This window comes from Pseudomonas laurylsulfatiphila, from assembly GCF_002934665.1.
In the GTDB taxonomy this organism is placed as follows: domain Bacteria; phylum Pseudomonadota; class Gammaproteobacteria; order Pseudomonadales; family Pseudomonadaceae; genus Aquipseudomonas; species Aquipseudomonas laurylsulfatiphila.
In genome coordinates this window covers 358,340-372,708 of sequence record NZ_NIRS01000004.1, presented here as the reverse complement: position 1 = coordinate 372,708, position 14,369 = coordinate 358,340, and the positions used below count along the sequence as shown (strand labels likewise).

At 60.4% G+C, this 14,369-nt stretch carries 14 protein-coding genes; 8 read left to right on the top strand and 6 right to left on the bottom strand.

Features of this window, described 5'->3' with window-relative positions; all coding sequences use genetic code 11:
- Positions 1 to 361: 361 nt before the first annotated feature.
- The 3 genes from CD175_RS16480 (at position 362) to sthA (ending at position 4,619) form a co-directional block, all read left to right on the top strand.
- Positions 362 to 1,825 carry a glyceraldehyde-3-phosphate dehydrogenase gene (locus tag CD175_RS16480; RefSeq protein WP_104449718.1) on the top strand — a complete coding sequence of 488 codons (1,464 nt, stop codon included), beginning with the start codon at positions 362 to 364 and terminating at the stop codon, positions 1,823 to 1,825.
- Between the two features lie 217 nt (positions 1,826 to 2,042).
- Entirely contained in the window at positions 2,043 to 3,017 is a 975-nt protein-coding gene (locus CD175_RS16475; protein ID WP_420849117.1) for an FAD:protein FMN transferase, read from the top strand.
- A 207-nt stretch (positions 3,018 to 3,224) separates the two neighbouring features.
- Positions 3,225 to 4,619 (top strand): Si-specific NAD(P)(+) transhydrogenase, encoded by a 1,395-nt coding sequence (gene sthA, locus CD175_RS16470; RefSeq protein WP_007972111.1) that lies wholly within the window; start codon positions 3,225 to 3,227, stop codon positions 4,617 to 4,619.
- A gap of 42 nt (positions 4,620 to 4,661) precedes the next feature.
- On the opposite strand, the gene CD175_RS16465 is transcribed toward sthA, so the two are convergent.
- The gene (locus tag CD175_RS16465; protein ID WP_015095944.1) at positions 4,662 to 5,384 is read right to left on the bottom strand and encodes a glycerophosphodiester phosphodiesterase; all 723 of its coding nucleotides are present in this window, start codon (positions 5,382 to 5,384) and stop codon (positions 4,662 to 4,664) included.
- A gap of 14 nt (positions 5,385 to 5,398) precedes the next feature.
- On the bottom strand, positions 5,399 to 5,980 hold the full coding sequence (locus tag CD175_RS16460) for a PilZ domain-containing protein (protein ID WP_095965249.1): 582 nt from the start codon (positions 5,978 to 5,980) through the stop codon (positions 5,399 to 5,401).
- A 94-nt stretch (positions 5,981 to 6,074) separates the two neighbouring features.
- On the opposite strand from CD175_RS16460, the gene CD175_RS16455 reads away from it, so the two are divergent.
- The 3 genes from CD175_RS16455 to CD175_RS16445 all read left to right on the top strand — a co-directional run bounded on the left by CD175_RS16455 (position 6,075) and on the right by CD175_RS16445 (position 9,324).
- Positions 6,075 to 7,325 (top strand): lipoprotein-releasing ABC transporter permease subunit, encoded by a 1,251-nt coding sequence (locus tag CD175_RS16455; protein ID WP_104449716.1) that lies wholly within the window; start codon positions 6,075 to 6,077, stop codon positions 7,323 to 7,325.
- Between the two features lie 7 nt (positions 7,326 to 7,332).
- On the top strand, positions 7,333 to 8,016 hold the full coding sequence (gene lolD / locus CD175_RS16450) for a lipoprotein-releasing ABC transporter ATP-binding protein LolD (protein ID WP_167399534.1): 684 nt from the start codon (positions 7,333 to 7,335) through the stop codon (positions 8,014 to 8,016).
- A gap of 63 nt (positions 8,017 to 8,079) precedes the next feature.
- Positions 8,080 to 9,324, top strand: coding sequence for a lipoprotein-releasing ABC transporter permease subunit (locus CD175_RS16445; RefSeq protein ID WP_104449715.1), 1,245 nt, complete (start codon positions 8,080 to 8,082; stop codon positions 9,322 to 9,324).
- 89 nt (positions 9,325 to 9,413) lie between these two features.
- On the opposite strand, the gene CD175_RS16435 is transcribed toward CD175_RS16445, so the two are convergent.
- Together CD175_RS16435 and CD175_RS16430 are read right to left on the bottom strand one after the other, a co-directional pair.
- On the bottom strand, positions 9,414 to 10,769 hold the full coding sequence (locus CD175_RS16435; protein ID WP_104449714.1) for a heavy metal sensor histidine kinase: 1,356 nt from the start codon (positions 10,767 to 10,769) through the stop codon (positions 9,414 to 9,416).
- A complete protein-coding gene (locus CD175_RS16430) occupies positions 10,769 to 11,449 on the bottom strand; it encodes a heavy metal response regulator transcription factor (RefSeq protein ID WP_085716743.1) in 681 nt (226 codons plus the stop codon). The genes CD175_RS16435 and CD175_RS16430 overlap by 1 nt, the downstream gene beginning before the upstream one ends.
- Before the next feature lie 155 nt (positions 11,450 to 11,604).
- On the opposite strand from CD175_RS16430, the gene copI reads away from it, so the two are divergent.
- Positions 11,605 to 12,141, top strand: coding sequence for a copper-resistant cuproprotein CopI (gene copI / locus CD175_RS16425; protein WP_104449713.1), 537 nt, complete (start codon positions 11,605 to 11,607; stop codon positions 12,139 to 12,141).
- Positions 12,142 to 12,202: 61 nt separating this feature from the next.
- A complete protein-coding gene (queF, locus tag CD175_RS16420) occupies positions 12,203 to 13,033 on the top strand; it encodes an NADPH-dependent 7-cyano-7-deazaguanine reductase QueF (protein ID WP_104449712.1) in 831 nt (276 codons plus the stop codon).
- A 171-nt stretch (positions 13,034 to 13,204) separates the two neighbouring features.
- On the opposite strand, the gene CD175_RS16415 is transcribed toward queF, so the two are convergent.
- Both CD175_RS16415 and CD175_RS16410 read right to left on the bottom strand, forming a co-directional pair.
- Positions 13,205 to 13,468, bottom strand: a complete 264-nt coding sequence (locus CD175_RS16415) for a DUF4404 family protein (RefSeq protein WP_104449711.1) — start codon at positions 13,466 to 13,468, stop codon at positions 13,205 to 13,207.
- 109 nt (positions 13,469 to 13,577) lie between these two features.
- Positions 13,578 to 14,198 (bottom strand): HAD superfamily inactivated hydrolase PcrP, encoded by a 621-nt coding sequence (locus CD175_RS16410; RefSeq protein ID WP_104449710.1) that lies wholly within the window; start codon positions 14,196 to 14,198, stop codon positions 13,578 to 13,580.
- Positions 14,199 to 14,369: the final 171 nt, after the last annotated feature.

Sequence of the window (14,369 nt, the reverse complement as noted above, 5' to 3'; positions counted from 1 at the left end):
AAGGTTGAGCTCCAAGCGTTGCGACAAAGTCGGTAATTGTAGCGGTCTACGATGCCGCCTGTCAGTTGCTGACTGCGTCTAAAGCACGGGTTTGGTGAAATGTAGTGGTAAAGACAAAATTCGACGGTTTTTTGCCAAAAATTATTGAATATGTAGTGGCAAAAGCAACGAGTGTTACGGAGGGTTACGGATAACGAGGCGTGACCTCCAAAAAATTGACTGCGCTGAAAGGCCCGGTTTTATTGGGTTTGCGCGAGGCGCAATTTTTTTGAACGACGAATTGTTACGTAATGCACGACGGGCGCGCATTGCTACCGCTGTCACTCGGCGGCATAATGTAGCCCCTTTTTTCTGCCCCTACATGTGGAAGGTTCCCGTGACTCAGAAGCCCGACCAGTGTCTTGGTGAATGGATCGACCGTGAAGCACTCGCAGAAGCGATGATTCCGCTTATCGGTCAGCTCTACCGCAATAACAACGTGGTGAGCTCGATCTATGGCCGCAGCCTGATCAATCGTTCAGTCATTGCGATTCTCAAAGCTCACCGCTTTGCTCGTCACCGTCAGTCCGACGAGTGCGAGCTGTCCGTCCACGAAACATTCCCGCTGATCAAGGCGATGAGCGAACTCAAGCTCGGCGCCGCTTCGGTGGACCTGGGCAAGCTGGCGGCCAAATTCAAGGCCGAAGGCAATGGCCGTACTGCCGAGCAGTTCGTCCGTGAAGAACTGGCCGACGTGGTTGGCCAGCAAAACGCATCGGCCCGCAAAGGCACCGACGTTGTCCTCTACGGCTTCGGTCGTATCGGCCGTCTGCTGGCGCGCATCCTGATCGAGAAAACCGGTGGCGGCGACGGCCTGCGCCTGCGTGCCATCGTTGTCCGCAAGGGCGCCGAAAACGACTTGGTCAAGCGCGCCAGCCTGCTGCGTCGTGACTCGGTGCATGGTCCGTTCGATGGCACCATCACCATCGATGAAGCCAACAACACCATCACCGCCAACGGCAACCTGATCCAGGTTATCTACGCCAAGAGCCCGGCCGAAGTCGACTACACCCAGTACGGCATCGAAAACGCTCTGATCGTCGACAACACCGGTGTATGGCGTGACGCCGACGGCCTGGGCCAGCACCTGGCCTGCCCGGGCGCTGCCCGCGTGATCCTCACCGCACCTGGCAAGGGCGCGCTGAAGAACATCGTGCACGGCATCAACCACGGCGACATCACCCCTGACGACAAGATCATCTCGGCGGCGTCCTGCACCACCAACGCCATCGTGCCGGTGCTCAAGGCAGTCAACGACAAGTACGGCATCGTCAACGGCCACGTCGAAACCGTTCACTCGTTCACCAACGACCAGAACCTGATCGACAACTTCCACAAGGGCAGCCGTCGTGGCCGCGCCGCGCCGCTGAACATGGTTATCACCGAGACCGGTGCCGCCACCGCAGCCGCCAAGGCGCTGCCAGTGCTCAAGGGCAAGCTGACCGGCAACGCGATTCGCGTTCCTACGCCGAACGTGTCGATGGCCATCCTGAACCTGAACCTGGAAAAGGCCACCACTCGCGAAGAGATCAACGAGTACCTGCGCCAGATGGCCATGCACTCGGATCTGCACAAGCAGATCGACTACGTGAGCTCCCAGGAAGTGGTTTCCACCGACTTCGTTGGCTCGCGCCACGCAGGCGTAGTGGACGCTGAAGCGACCATCACCCAGGATAATCGCGTTGTTCTGTACGTCTGGTACGACAACGAGTTCGGTTACAGCTGCCAGGTGGTTCGCGTGATGGAAGACATGGCCGGTGTAAACCCGCCAGCATTCCCGCGCTAAGCCTTAGCCGCACATGAAAACGCCCCGACTTTGTTCGGGGCGTTTTTGTTTGTGTGAATCAACATCAAAAGATCGCAGCCTTCGGCAGCTCCTACAGGATTGAATACGAATGTACCTTTGTAGGAGCTGCCGAAGGCTGCGATCTTTTATCAGGACATCAGAAAAGGTGAGATTGTTTTTGAGCGGATGGAAGGTTTTTTTTCTGGCGCTGATGGGTATGTTGTCTGCCTGCGGCAACAGCGACTCCCTGGAAAGCTTCGGCGGCCCGACCATGGGCAGCACTTATTCGATCAAGTACGTACGCCATGCCAGCCTTCCGGCGCCTGGCGAAGTCCGTGTCCAGGTCGAGCAAATCCTCGCTGACGTGGACCTGCAAATGTCGACTTACCGAAGCGACTCGGACATCGAGCGCTTCAATGCATTACCGGCCAACCGCTGTCAGGCAATGCCGGCGTCGATCCTCGAGTTGGTCCGCGTGGGCGAGCAACTGTCCGTGCAAAGCGACGGTTCCTACGATCTGACGGTGGAGCCATTGCTGAACCTCTGGGGATTTGGTCCGCAGGCCCGAGAGGAGAAGGTCCCGACCGCCGAAGCGCTCGCTGAAGCCCGCCAGCGCGTCGGCCACCAGCACTTGCGGATCGATGGCGACACGTTGTGTAAGGACGCCGCCGTCGAGGTCGATTTCAACAGCATCGCCGCCGGTTATGCGGTGGACACGATTGCCGCAAGGCTCGAGGCGATGGGCATCCACGACTACCTCGCCGAAGCCACGGGCGAGCTCAAGGCGGCCGGCAAGAAGCCCGACGGTTCGCCATGGCGCATTGCGCTGGAAGAGCCGCGGGATGACCGGCAGGTGGCCGAACGTGTCATTGCTATCGACGGTTATGGTCTTTCAACTTCCGGCGACTACCGGAATTATTTCGAGCAGGGCGGACAGCGTTTTTCCCACACCTTCGATGCCCGCACCGGTGCACCCGTCTCACATGCCCTGGCGTCCGTCACGGTGATTCATCCTTCAGCGCTGATGGCCGATGGCTTATCGACGCTGTTGCTGATTCTCGGCCCGGAGCGCGGTTGGGACTTCGCGGAAAAACACGATATTGGCGCATTTTTTGTGATTCGTGCCGATACAGGTTTCGTCACACGCAGCAGTCACGCTTTTGAGCGCCTCAGTGGCCAAAAAACCGAATGATTTCGGCGATTTGAGCATTGAAAACTGGCGTTGTAGCGCAGGCAAAAGTAGCCTACGACGCGACCAAGGGTTAATGTGCCCGGCGTTGACGCTTCTATAGACTGTGTCCGGGTTCTGCACTGGCCCCAAATTGTTCCTTCATGCCACAGATTGGCGTGATTTAGCCGCAGGTGCCGAGGGTGCCGCGGCCTGTTCTGAGGAGTACGCATGGCTGTCTACAACTACGATGTGGTGGTGTTGGGTTCCGGCCCGGCGGGGGAAGGCGCGGCAATGAACGCCGCCAAGGCAGGGCGCAAGGTGGCGATGGTCGATAGCCGTCGCCAGGTCGGCGGCAACTGCACTCACTTGGGCACCATCCCCTCCAAGGCACTGCGTCACTCGGTGCGGCAGATCATGCAGTTCAACACCAACCCGATGTTCCGGGCCATTGGTGAGCCGCGCTGGTTCTCGTTCCCGGACGTGCTGAAAAGCGCCGAGAAAGTCATCTCCAAGCAAGTCGCTTCGCGTACCGGCTACTACGCCCGCAACCGCGTCGACGTGTTCTTCGGCACCGGCAGCTTCGCCGACGAGCAAACCATCGAAGTGGTCTGCGCCAACGGCGTGGTCGAGAAACTGGTGGCCAAGCACATCATCATCGCCACCGGTTCGCGTCCGTATCGCCCGGCGGACATCGATTTCCACCACCCGCGTATCTACGATAGCGACACCATCCTCAGCCTCGGCCACACCCCGCGCAAACTCATCGTTTACGGCGCAGGCGTGATCGGTTGCGAATACGCCTCGATCTTCAGCGGCCTGGGTGTGCTGGTCGAGCTGGTGGACAACCGTGGCCAGTTGCTGAGCTTCCTGGACTCGGAAATCTCCCAGGCCCTGAGCTATCACTTCAGCAACAACAACATCACGGTTCGCCACAACGAAGAGTATGACCGCGTCGAAGGCGTGGACAACGGCGTGATCCTGCACCTCAAGTCCGGTAAGAAGATCAAGGCCGACGCCTTGCTCTGGTGCAACGGCCGTACCGGGAACACCGATCAGTTGGGCCTGGAAAACATTGGCGTGAAGGTCAACAGCCGTGGCCAGATCGAAGTCGACGAGGCGTATCGTACCTGTGTGCCGAACATCTACGGCGCCGGTGACGTGATCGGCTGGCCGAGCCTGGCCAGTGCCGCCCACGACCAGGGCCGCTCGGCCGCTGGCAGTATTGTCGACAACGGCAGCTGGCGTTTCGTGAATGACGTGCCGACCGGCATCTACACCATTCCGGAGATCAGCTCGATCGGCAAGAACGAGCAGGAGCTGACCCAGGCCAAGGTGCCGTACGAAGTCGGCAAGGCGTTCTTCAAGAGCATGGCGCGGGCGCAGATTGCCGGCGAGCCGCAAGGCATGCTGAAGATCCTGTTCCACCGTGAAACCCTGGAAGTGCTGGGCGTTCACTGCTTCGGTTATCAGGCGTCGGAGATCGTGCACATCGGTCAGGCGATCATGAACCAGCCGGGCGAGCAGAACACGCTGAAGTATTTCGTCAACACCACGTTCAACTACCCGACCATGGCCGAAGCCTATCGGGTCGCGGCGTACGACGGCCTCAACCGGCTTTTTTGAGCGGCTCCGGCCGGTGGCCTGAGCCGGCCGGGGAGACCGATTTCAGCAATTCTCGAGCGTGGCGCTGGCCAAACCGGGAAAGTCTGTAATCAGGCTGTCAACGCCGAAGTCGGCGAGTCTGCGCATCAGCGCAGGCTCGTTGACGGTCCACACCGACACATGCAACCCCTGACGCTGCGCCTTTTGCAGGCGTTCCGGCGTACACAGGGTCCAGTTCAGCGCCAGAATCTCACAGCCATAACTGGCCGCGACCTTCAGCGGGTCGAGCCAGGCGTACTCGGCCACCAGTCCGCGGGACACGTCCGGTACCAGTTCCAACGCAGCCTTGAGCACTTCACGGGAACTCGAGGTGATGGTCACCTTGTCCATCAGGCCATGACGCTGGACCATTTCGCGAATGGCCAGCACGGTGGTCGCGGCACGCATCCGTGATGCGCTTTTGACTTCCAGCTGCCAGTGATCGAAGTCGCACTTCTCGAACAGTTCTTCCAGCGTCGGAATCGGGCACGGCTTGATCCAGCCCGGACCACCCTTTCGCGCGTCATAGGTCACCAACTCGGCCGCCGTGTGTTCGACGACCTTGCCGCGACGGTCTGTGGTGCGCTTGAGGGTCGGGTCGTGGATGACCATCAACTCGCCGTCCCTGGACAGGTGCAGGTCCAGTTCGCAGCGACGCACGCCGTGCTTGAGACATTCCTGAAAGCTGGTCAGGGTGTTTTCCGGTGCTTCGCCCTTGGCGCCGCGATGGCCGTAGATGAGGGTCACGGTTCTTCCTTAAATTAATTGCCTGATTCGAGTTGTTCGCGGGCCAGGCGTCGTTCCTGGGCCTGCTTCTGCAAGATGTGGCGGGCCAACAGTTGGCGCTGGGCGTCGGTCAGGTGTTCGAACTCGGTGCCGACATCATAGCCATCGCCCTTGCGGTCGCAATGGGTAACGCGGGCGCGCAGCAGCAGGCCCAGGGCTTGTGGCATCAGCACCAGCTTGACCGACAGGTGTGCGCCGGCGGCGATGGGCGATGGATGCTGAAAGTCGATACCGCCTTCGGAGATGATCACCGGCTGGGGTTCGCCGATCTGCCCGAGCACGGTGATGGCAATCACCTGGCTCAGCAGGTCGATGCGTTTGTTCTGTGATTTCAAGAATGCCGCAATGTTGCGGTCGCGCTCATTGATCTGGCGCAACAGGTGCTGCGACTCGAATTCACTGAGGTGCAGTTCGCTGAGCAAGTTGAAGAGTGGTGAAGCATCCTGCAACACTTCCTGGCCTGCGGCTTCAGAAGCGGACAGGGGCCGAATTTCCAGTGCGATCGTATCCTCGATACGGTAGTATTCGCGGCGATCTTCTTCATCTAATGTCGACATGGCGAACCCATGGTAGCGGCGGTGGTCTGAGTGTAAAGCTGGTTATCGACCCCCGCCACAAGGACGTTCCTTTTCCCTCCGAACAAGCCCCGACATGTTCAGACCTCTCTTCGTATTTATTGGCACGCGTTACACCCGTGCAAAGCGTCGCAATCATTTTGTGTCATTCATTTCCCTGACTTCGATGATCGGGCTCGCCCTTGGCGTGGTCGTGATGATCGTGGTGCTGTCGGTGATGAACGGCTTCGATCATGAGATGCGCACCCGCGTGCTGGGCATGGTGCCCCACGCGACCATCGAGTCCGGCGAGCCGATCAGCGATTGGCAAAGCCTGGCGGCCAAGGTCAGGCAGAACCCGCAAGTGACGGCCGTGGCGCCGTTTACGCAAATGCAGGGGTTGCTGACCAATAACGGCAAGGTCTCGAAGGTCCTGCTCAATGCCATCGACCCGGCGCAAGAGCGCCAGGTGTCGATCATTGATCACTTCATGACCCAGGGCAAACTCGACGACCTGGTGCCGGGCGAGTTCGGCATCGTCATCGGCGACAAGGCCGCGGCCAAGCTCGGTGCGGCGATCGGCGACAAGCTGACCTTCGTCGCGCCGGAGGTCACCGTGACCCCGGCCGGGATGTTCCCGCGCATGAAGCGCTTTACCGTGGTCGGCATTTTCCATGTCGGCGCCGGTGAGCTCGATGGCTACCTGGGCGTCACCAACCTGCAGGACCTGGCCCGGCTGCATCGCTGGAAACCGGATCAGGTCCAGGGCCTGCGCCTGAAGTTTGACGACCTGTTCCAGGCGCCGCGCACCGCGTGGAGCATCGCCCGCGATCTCGGCGAAGACCGTTTCTACGCCCGCGACTGGACCCGCACCCATGGCAACCTGTACCAGGCGATCCGCATGGAAAAAGCCATGATCGGCCTGTTGCTGCTGCTGATCGTTGCCGTCGCGGCATTCAACATCATTTCCACACTGGTGATGGTGGTGAACGACAAGAAGGGTGACATCGCGATCCTGCGCACACTGGGCGCCACGCCGGGCACGATCATGCGCACCTTCATGGTGCAGGGTACGGTCATTGGTGTGGTCGGCACGGCCATTGGCGCCGTGGTCGGGATCTTCGCCGCATTGAACGTCAGTGCCGCGATCTCGGCCCTCGAAGGCCTGATCGGCCACAAATTCCTCAACGCCGACGTGTACTTCATCGATTACCTGCCGTCGCAAGTGCAGAGCCAGGACGTTGTCATGGTCTGCGCCGCCGCGTTGATCCTGAGTTTCCTCGCCACCCTGTATCCAGCCTGGCGTGCCGCGCGCACCCAGCCTGCGGAGGCGCTACGTTATGAGTGAGTCGGGCATGAGTGATAAAGCAATCTTGAGCTGCCGCAACCTGGGCAAATCCTACGAGGAAGGTCCGGAGTCGGTAGAGGTCCTGGCCGGGCTGCAACTGGAAATGCATCCGGGCGAGCGTGTGGCGATTGTCGGCAAGTCGGGCTCGGGCAAAAGTACCTTGCTCAACCTGTTGGGCGGCCTCGACACGCCGACCAAGGGCAGCGTCTGGCTCGATGGCGAAGAACTGTCGGCGCTGAGCGAGAAGAAACGCGGCCTGCTGCGTAACCGTGCCTTGGGCTTCGTGTACCAGTTCCACCACTTGCTGCCGGAATTCACCGCGCTGGAAAACGTCTGCATGCCGCTGCTGATCGGCAAGACCGCGATCCCGCAAGCGCGCCAGCGTGCCACGGCGCTGCTGGAGCGGGTAGGGCTGGGCCACCGGCTGGAACACAAACCGGCCGAATTGTCCGGTGGTGAGCGCCAGCGCGTGGCCATCGCCCGCGCCCTGGTCAACACACCGGGCCTGGTGATGCTCGACGAGCCGACCGGCAACCTCGACGCCCACACCGCCCAGGGCATTCAGGACTTGATGCTGGAACTCAGCACCTCGATGCGCACGGCGTTCCTGGTGGTGACCCACGACATGAACCTGGCCCGCCAGATGGATCGCGTCCTGCACCTGCAGGAAGGTTGCCTCACGCCCATCTGAGTGGCTGCAACCCGATGCCTGGAAAGGCGTCGGGTCTTTTATTTTTATACGGTGCCCCAGCGAATGTTCAGACCGTTATCGATCTTTATCGGCACGCGCTATACCCGCGCCAAGCGTCGTAATCGCTTTGTTTCCTTCATCTCGATGACCTCGATGATCGGCCTCGCCCTGGGCGTGCTCGCCATGATCGTGGTGTTGTCGGTGATGAACGGCTTCCAGCGCGAAATGAGCTCGCGCATCCTCGGCATGGTGCCGCATGCCACCATCGTCGGCGTCAACCCGATTGACGACTGGAAGCCCGTGGCAGCAGCGGCAATGAAAAACCCGGAAGTGACGGCGGCGGTGCCGTTCACCGAGATGGAAGGCATGCTGTCCTATAAGGGCACGATGCAGCCCATCCAGGTCAGCGGTGTCGACCCGGCGCTGGAAGGCCAGGTGTCGATCGTCGCCAAGCACATCGTCCAGGGCAGTCTCGAGGCCCTGAAACCGGGCGAATTCGGCGTGGTGATCGGCGAGATCACGGCGCGGCGCTTCCGCCTGAACGTCGGCGACAAGATCACCCTGATCGTGCCGGAAGTCAGCAATGCGCCGGGGGGTATTACCCCGCGCATGCAACGGCTGAACGTGGTCGGCGTGTTCAAGGTCGGTGCCGAGCTGGATGGCACCATGGCGTTGATTCACATGGCCGATGCCGCGCAGATGCAGCACTGGGAACCGAACCAGGTGCAGAGCGTGCGCCTGGCGGTGAAGGACCTGTATGCCGCGCCGCAAGTGTCGAGTGACATCGCCACGGGGCTGGGCGCCGCCTACAAGGCCGACGACTGGACCCACACCCAGGGCAGCCTGTTCAGTGCGATGAAGATGGAAAAAACCATGATCGGCCTGCTGTTGCTGATGATCGTCGCGGTGGCGGCGTTCAACATTATCGCGACCCTGATCATGGTGGTGAACGACAAGGGCGCGGACATCGCGATCCTGCGCACCATCGGTGCCACGCCACGGCAGATCATGGCGATCTTCATGGTGCAGGGCACTGTGATCGGTATTGTCGGCACCTTGATTGGCGGTGTGTTGGGCGTGATTGCGGCGTTGAACGTCAGCCAGATCGTGGGCTGGATCGAGCGGGTCAGCGGGCAGCACATCTTCAGTTCCGACGTGTATTTCGTCAGCAACCTGCCGTCCGAGCTGCAAGGCGGGGATGTGGTGCTGATCTGCTCTGCCGGGTTTGTATTGAGCTTCCTCGCCACCGTTTACCCGGCGTGGCGTGCGGCGAAGATCGAACCGGCTCACGCGTTGCGCTATTCGTAATCCACACCCTGTAGGAGCTGCCGAAGGCTGCGATCTTTTGATCTTGCTTTTTAAAAACAAAATCAAAAGATCGCAGCCTTCGGCAGCTCCTACAGGGTGTTTTTTCTTGGTAATTCGATTACAAACCTGGTCCATCCATCATTCGATTCGCAACGAATCTGCCCACCGTGGGCGCGGATGATCGACTGGGTAATCGCCAGGCCCAACCCGGCATGCTCACTGCTGCCTTCCTGCCGCGCCGGATCGGCCCGGTAGAAGCGATCAAACAAACGCGGCAGCAACGACCCGTCAATGCCTTCGCCGCTGTTCTCGACCGTCAGGCTCAACCCCTTGGGCTGCTCGACAATCCGCACCCGAACCTCGCCATCAACCGGTGTAAACCGCAACGCATTGTCCAGCAAATTGGAGAGTGCCCGACGCAACATGCTGCGATCACCTTCCATGCACGCGTTACCGTCCCGGCTCAATTTCACCTGGGCGTCCTCTGCCAGCGGCGCAAAAAACTCCAGCAGCAGATCCGCTTCCTGTCCCAGCTCCAAGGGCTCGCGCTTGGGCATCAACAGCCCATGGTCAGCCTTGGCCAGATACAGCATGTCGTTGACCAGTTGCGCCATCCATTGCAACTCCTCGAGGTTACTGTGCAGGGCTTCGCGGTAGTCCTCGATGGGGCGGGGGCGGGTGAGGGTGACCTGGGTGTGGGTCAGCAGGTTCGACAATGGGGTACGCAATTCATGGGCAATGTCGGCAGAGAACGCGGACAGGCGCTGAAAAGAGTCGTCGAGGCGTCCGAGCATGGCGTTGAAGTTGTGGGCCATGTCCGCCAGTTCCGGTGGCATGTTTTCTTCGGGCAATCGCATGTTCAGCGATTGCGCGGAAACACCGCTGGCGACCGCGCTGATGCGCCGCAACGGGCGCAAGCCGCTGCGCGCCGCCCAGGCGCCCAGCAGTGCGGTGGCCAGGGCTGACAGGCCGACGGTTAGCCAGATCAGATGCTGCATGCGTTGCAGAAAGTGCTGGTGGTGGGTGATGTCCAGCAGCAGGGTCAGTTGCGGTGAGTCGGGTTTGTCCGCAAAAAGCGGTGCATTCAGCACGCGGTAATCCATGCCTTCATGGCTCACCGTCGACAATCCGGGCGGGCGCGGCAATAGCTGCGGAATGTTTGCCGAGCTGTCATACCAGCGCTGACCGTCGCTGCCGGTAATGCGCAATGACAGATCAGCCTGCCGGCTCAGTTCCTCTGTCAGCTTCACTTTGCTGTCACTCGATTGAAAGTCGTGCAGGGCCCGACGCAAGCCCGACAGCTTGGCGTCCAGCAATTGCTGGTCGAGCTCAACAAAGTGCGCCTCACTGGCGCGACTGAACAGCACCCCGGCGAACAACGACACCACGGCGGTGCAGGCGGCAAACAACAGCGCCAGGCGGCTGCTCAAGGAGAGACGGCGCATCAGGCAGGGCGCTCTTCAAGCACGTAGCCCATGCCGCGCACGGTGTGGATCAGCTTGTTGGGGAATTCATCGTCGATCTTCAGGCGCAGTCGGCGGATGGCCACCTCGATGACATTGGTGTCGCTGTCGAAATTCATGTCCCAGACCTGGGACGCAATCAGCGACTTGGGCAGGACTTCACCCTGACGGCGCAGGAGCATTTCCAGCAGGGCGAACTCCTTGGCGGTCAGGTCGATTCGCTGGCCGCTGCGTTCGACCCGGCGACGGATCAGGTCCAGGCGCAAATCGGCCAGTTGCAGGCTGGTTTCCTGAGGCGTGGCGCTACCGCGACGCAACAGGCTGCGAACCCGGGCCAGCAGTTCGGAGAAAGCAAACGGCTTGACCAGATAGTCGTCGGCACCCAGTTCCAGGCCGTGAACCCTGTCCTCCACGGCGTCGCGCGCTGTCAGAAAAAGTACCGGCGTGTCCAGGCCGGCGCTGCGCACGGCTTGCAGAATCTGCCAGCCATCGCGGCCGGGCAGCATCACATCGAGAATCAGCAGGGCATACTCGCCGCTGAGGGCCAGTTGCTGGCCGGTGCTGCCGTCGGCCACCAGTTCCGTGTTGAACCCGGCCTCGGCCAGACCCTGACGCAGGTAGTGGCCGGTTTTCGGTTGGTCTTCGACAATCAGCAGTTTCATGGGCGACTCATGGCAAATGGAACGAACGCTTTATACCGTGGGCAGCGTTCATACAGGTCAAGCTGACAAAGTTGTAATCTGGCTGTCAGGTTACGGGCAGTGGCAGCAGTTTAGAGTTTTCCTCATGCTGAGCCTTATCTTGTTGGAGTACGACGATGTTTTTACGCAAATCCCTGGCGCAAATCCTGAGTTTGCTGGCGCTGAGCTCACCGGTGTGGGCGGACGGCGGGCATGCCTACGATTTCGGCCAACCGGCCCCGGCGGCCAAGGCGACCCGCAGTGTCGAAGTGGTCATGGGGGACATGTCCTTCACGCCGAAGGCCATCGACATCAAGGCCGGGGAAACCGTGCGCTTCGTGCTGGTCAATAAGGGCCAGTTGCTGCATGAGTTCAACCTGGGAGACGCGGCGATGCACGCCAGGCACCAGCAGGAAATGTTGCAGATGCAACAGAGCGGCATGCTGACGCCAACCGGCATGAAGGCCATGGACCACGGCAACATGGCCGGCATGGATCACGGCAAAATGGATCACGGCATGCAGCATGACGACCCCAACAGCGTGCTGGTGGAGCCGGGCAAGACCGCCGAGCTGACCTGGACCTTCAGCAAGGCCACCAACCTTGAGTTTGCCTGCAACATCCCCGGTCATTATCAGGCCGGTATGGTCGGCAAACTGACTGTCAGTCAGTAAGCACTCAAAGGCGGGAGCAAAGGCTGATAGAATCCGCTGATTCTTCAGTCAGGTTTCCGCCATGCATCCCGCAGCCGAACACTCGCCGCTGGGCAAGTCCAGCGAATACATCGCCACCTACACGCCGTCCCTGCTGTTCCCGATCCCGCGCACTGCGAAGTGGGCGGAACTGGGCCTGACGGCTGAAACCCTGCCGTACAAAGGCGTGGATTTCTGGAATTGCTTCGAACTGTCCTGGCTGTTGCCGTCGGGCAAGCCGGTGGTGGCGATCGGCGAATTCAGCATTCCGGCGGATTCGCCGAATATCATCGAGTCGAAATCGTTCAAGCTCTACCTCAACTCCCTGAACCAGACGCCGTTTACCGACACCGCGAGCCTCGAGGCGACGCTGGTCAAGGACTTGTCGGCGGCTGCCGGCAAGCCGGTGGGCGTGCGCATTCGCAGTCTCAAGGATGTCGAGCGCGAAGGCGTCGTGGCGTTGCCGGGCTTGTGCATCGACGAACTGGATATCAGCGTCAGCAACTACGAGCATCCACGGCCGGAACTGCTGCGTTGCGATGATTCGCGCATGGTCGAGGAGAGTGTGCACAGCCATTTGCTCAAGTCCAACTGCCCGGTCACCAGCCAGCCGGACTGGGGCAGCGTGGCGGTGGAGTACCGTGGTGCGGCGCTGGATCATGCGAGTCTGCTCGAGTACATCGTCAGCTTCCGTCAGCATTCGGACTTCCATGAGCAGTGCGTGGAGCGGATCTTCCTTGACCTGCAGCGGTTGCTGAAACCGGAGAAACTGACGGTGTATGCGCGTTATGTGCGTCGTGGCGGGCTGGACATCAACCCGTATCGCAGCACTGAAGCGGTGCAACTGCCGAACCATCGCCTGGTCCGTCAGTAACGAAACCCTGTGGGATCGAGCCTGCTCGCGAAAGCGTTATGACATTCAACATCAATGATGACTGACACACCGCATTCGCGAGCAGGCTCGCTCCCACAAGGGGCTGTATTGCCAGGCGCAGAAACGAAAAAACCCCGCCATCGCCAGCGGGGTTTTTTGCATCAGAAGGGTTCAGATTCCCATGTTGGCCAAGGCCTGCCCGATGTTGCGCAGGGCGCCGGCAAGGGTAGGGTGTTCGAGTTCGAAGCGTTCGACGGCGAGGTTGACGTTGTCGGCGATATTGGAATCTTTGGTCTTGGTTTCGAGCTCAAGCTCAAGTTCGATCTGTTGCATCAACACGTGCAGATCTTCGCGTTCAACTTCGGACAGTGGAGGATTCTGTTCCAATTGCTCGCGCAGGGCATTGAGCTGTTCTTGCAGTTCGCGGGCAGGCATGGCGTTCTTCCTTCTCTCGATTGGCACTGGCATAGACCGCAGCGGCGCGCCAAAGGTCTATGGCTGACCTTTAGATTAATCCACTCCTGCCTAACCTGCATGATCTCGATCAGGGCTTTTCGCCTTTGAACCGGCGCAACTGGATGTCTGCCAGGCAGGTGTCGAGTTCACCGAGGTGATCGATCACCGAATGCACGCCCAGGCCGAACAGTTGCATCGTGGCCTTGCCGCGTTTGATGTCGCGCTCCTGCTGGGTCAACGCTTGCCATTGGCGGGGCGCCAACCCGCACAGCGAACCGCAGGACGCCAGGCCGATGGTCCACAGCCCGGCATTAAGCCCCGCTTGCAACAGGCGCGGTTCACCGCTCACCAGTACACAGCCGTCGAGTCGGTCAACGTTCAGGGTCATCAGGGCTTGCCAGCAGGCATCCGGGGCGGGCCATGGGCTAATTGTTGCGGAATGTTGCGATGGTTTGATCCATTCCGGCAGCGCAGCGGCCAGGGACTGGCTGAGGGCAGGGGACATTTCATCGAGCCAGGCACAGGGGATTTGCTGGCGCTGCAAACTGAGCAGGCTGTCCAGTGCACCGGGTGTGGATTCTGCGTGCTCGGCCGAGTGGCTGCCGTGGCGCTGCGTGTGTGCGCCGAAATCCACCAGGCAGCCACTGAGGCCGAACAGGACGGCGGTCAGGCGGGGTGCGGTTTGGGGCAAGGCTTCGGCGAGCGGCATGTGGACGTCCCTGAAATAGCCTGAAGGCTAGCGGGAGACGGTGACAATTGAGTGACATGGATGTTAATCGCTCACATTTGGCGCGATTCCTCCGGCGCGGGATGAGTCCAAAGTGCCTTAAACGGCGTTTACGTCTTATACTTGCTCACTTATTGCCTGGGCCAGGCGCCC

What these genes read in the sequence shown, in the direction of transcription:
- CD175_RS16480 (WP_104449718.1), top strand. Translation starts at nt 362, where the DNA reads ATGTGGAAGGTTCCCGTGACTCAGAAGCCCGACCAGTGTCTTGGTGAA.
- CD175_RS16475 (WP_420849117.1), top strand. Translation starts at nt 2,043, where the DNA reads ATGTTGTCTGCCTGCGGCAACAGCGACTCCCTGGAAAGCTTCGGCGGC.
- sthA (WP_007972111.1), top strand. Translation starts at nt 3,225, where the DNA reads ATGGCTGTCTACAACTACGATGTGGTGGTGTTGGGTTCCGGCCCGGCG.
- CD175_RS16460 (WP_095965249.1), bottom strand. Translation starts at nt 5,980, where the DNA reads ATGTCGACATTAGATGAAGAAGATCGCCGCGAATACTACCGTATCGAG.
- CD175_RS16455 (WP_104449716.1), top strand. Translation starts at nt 6,075, where the DNA reads ATGTTCAGACCTCTCTTCGTATTTATTGGCACGCGTTACACCCGTGCA.
- lolD (WP_167399534.1), top strand. Translation starts at nt 7,333, where the DNA reads ATGAGTGATAAAGCAATCTTGAGCTGCCGCAACCTGGGCAAATCCTAC.
- CD175_RS16445 (WP_104449715.1), top strand. Translation starts at nt 8,080, where the DNA reads ATGTTCAGACCGTTATCGATCTTTATCGGCACGCGCTATACCCGCGCC.
- CD175_RS16435 (WP_104449714.1), bottom strand. Translation starts at nt 10,769, where the DNA reads ATGCGCCGTCTCTCCTTGAGCAGCCGCCTGGCGCTGTTGTTTGCCGCC.
- CD175_RS16430 (WP_085716743.1), bottom strand. Translation starts at nt 11,449, where the DNA reads ATGAAACTGCTGATTGTCGAAGACCAACCGAAAACCGGCCACTACCTG.
- copI (WP_104449713.1), top strand. Translation starts at nt 11,605, where the DNA reads ATGTTTTTACGCAAATCCCTGGCGCAAATCCTGAGTTTGCTGGCGCTG.
- queF (WP_104449712.1), top strand. Translation starts at nt 12,203, where the DNA reads ATGCATCCCGCAGCCGAACACTCGCCGCTGGGCAAGTCCAGCGAATAC.
- CD175_RS16415 (WP_104449711.1), bottom strand. Translation starts at nt 13,468, where the DNA reads ATGCCTGCCCGCGAACTGCAAGAACAGCTCAATGCCCTGCGCGAGCAA.
- CD175_RS16410 (WP_104449710.1), bottom strand. Translation starts at nt 14,198, where the DNA reads ATGCCGCTCGCCGAAGCCTTGCCCCAAACCGCACCCCGCCTGACCGCC.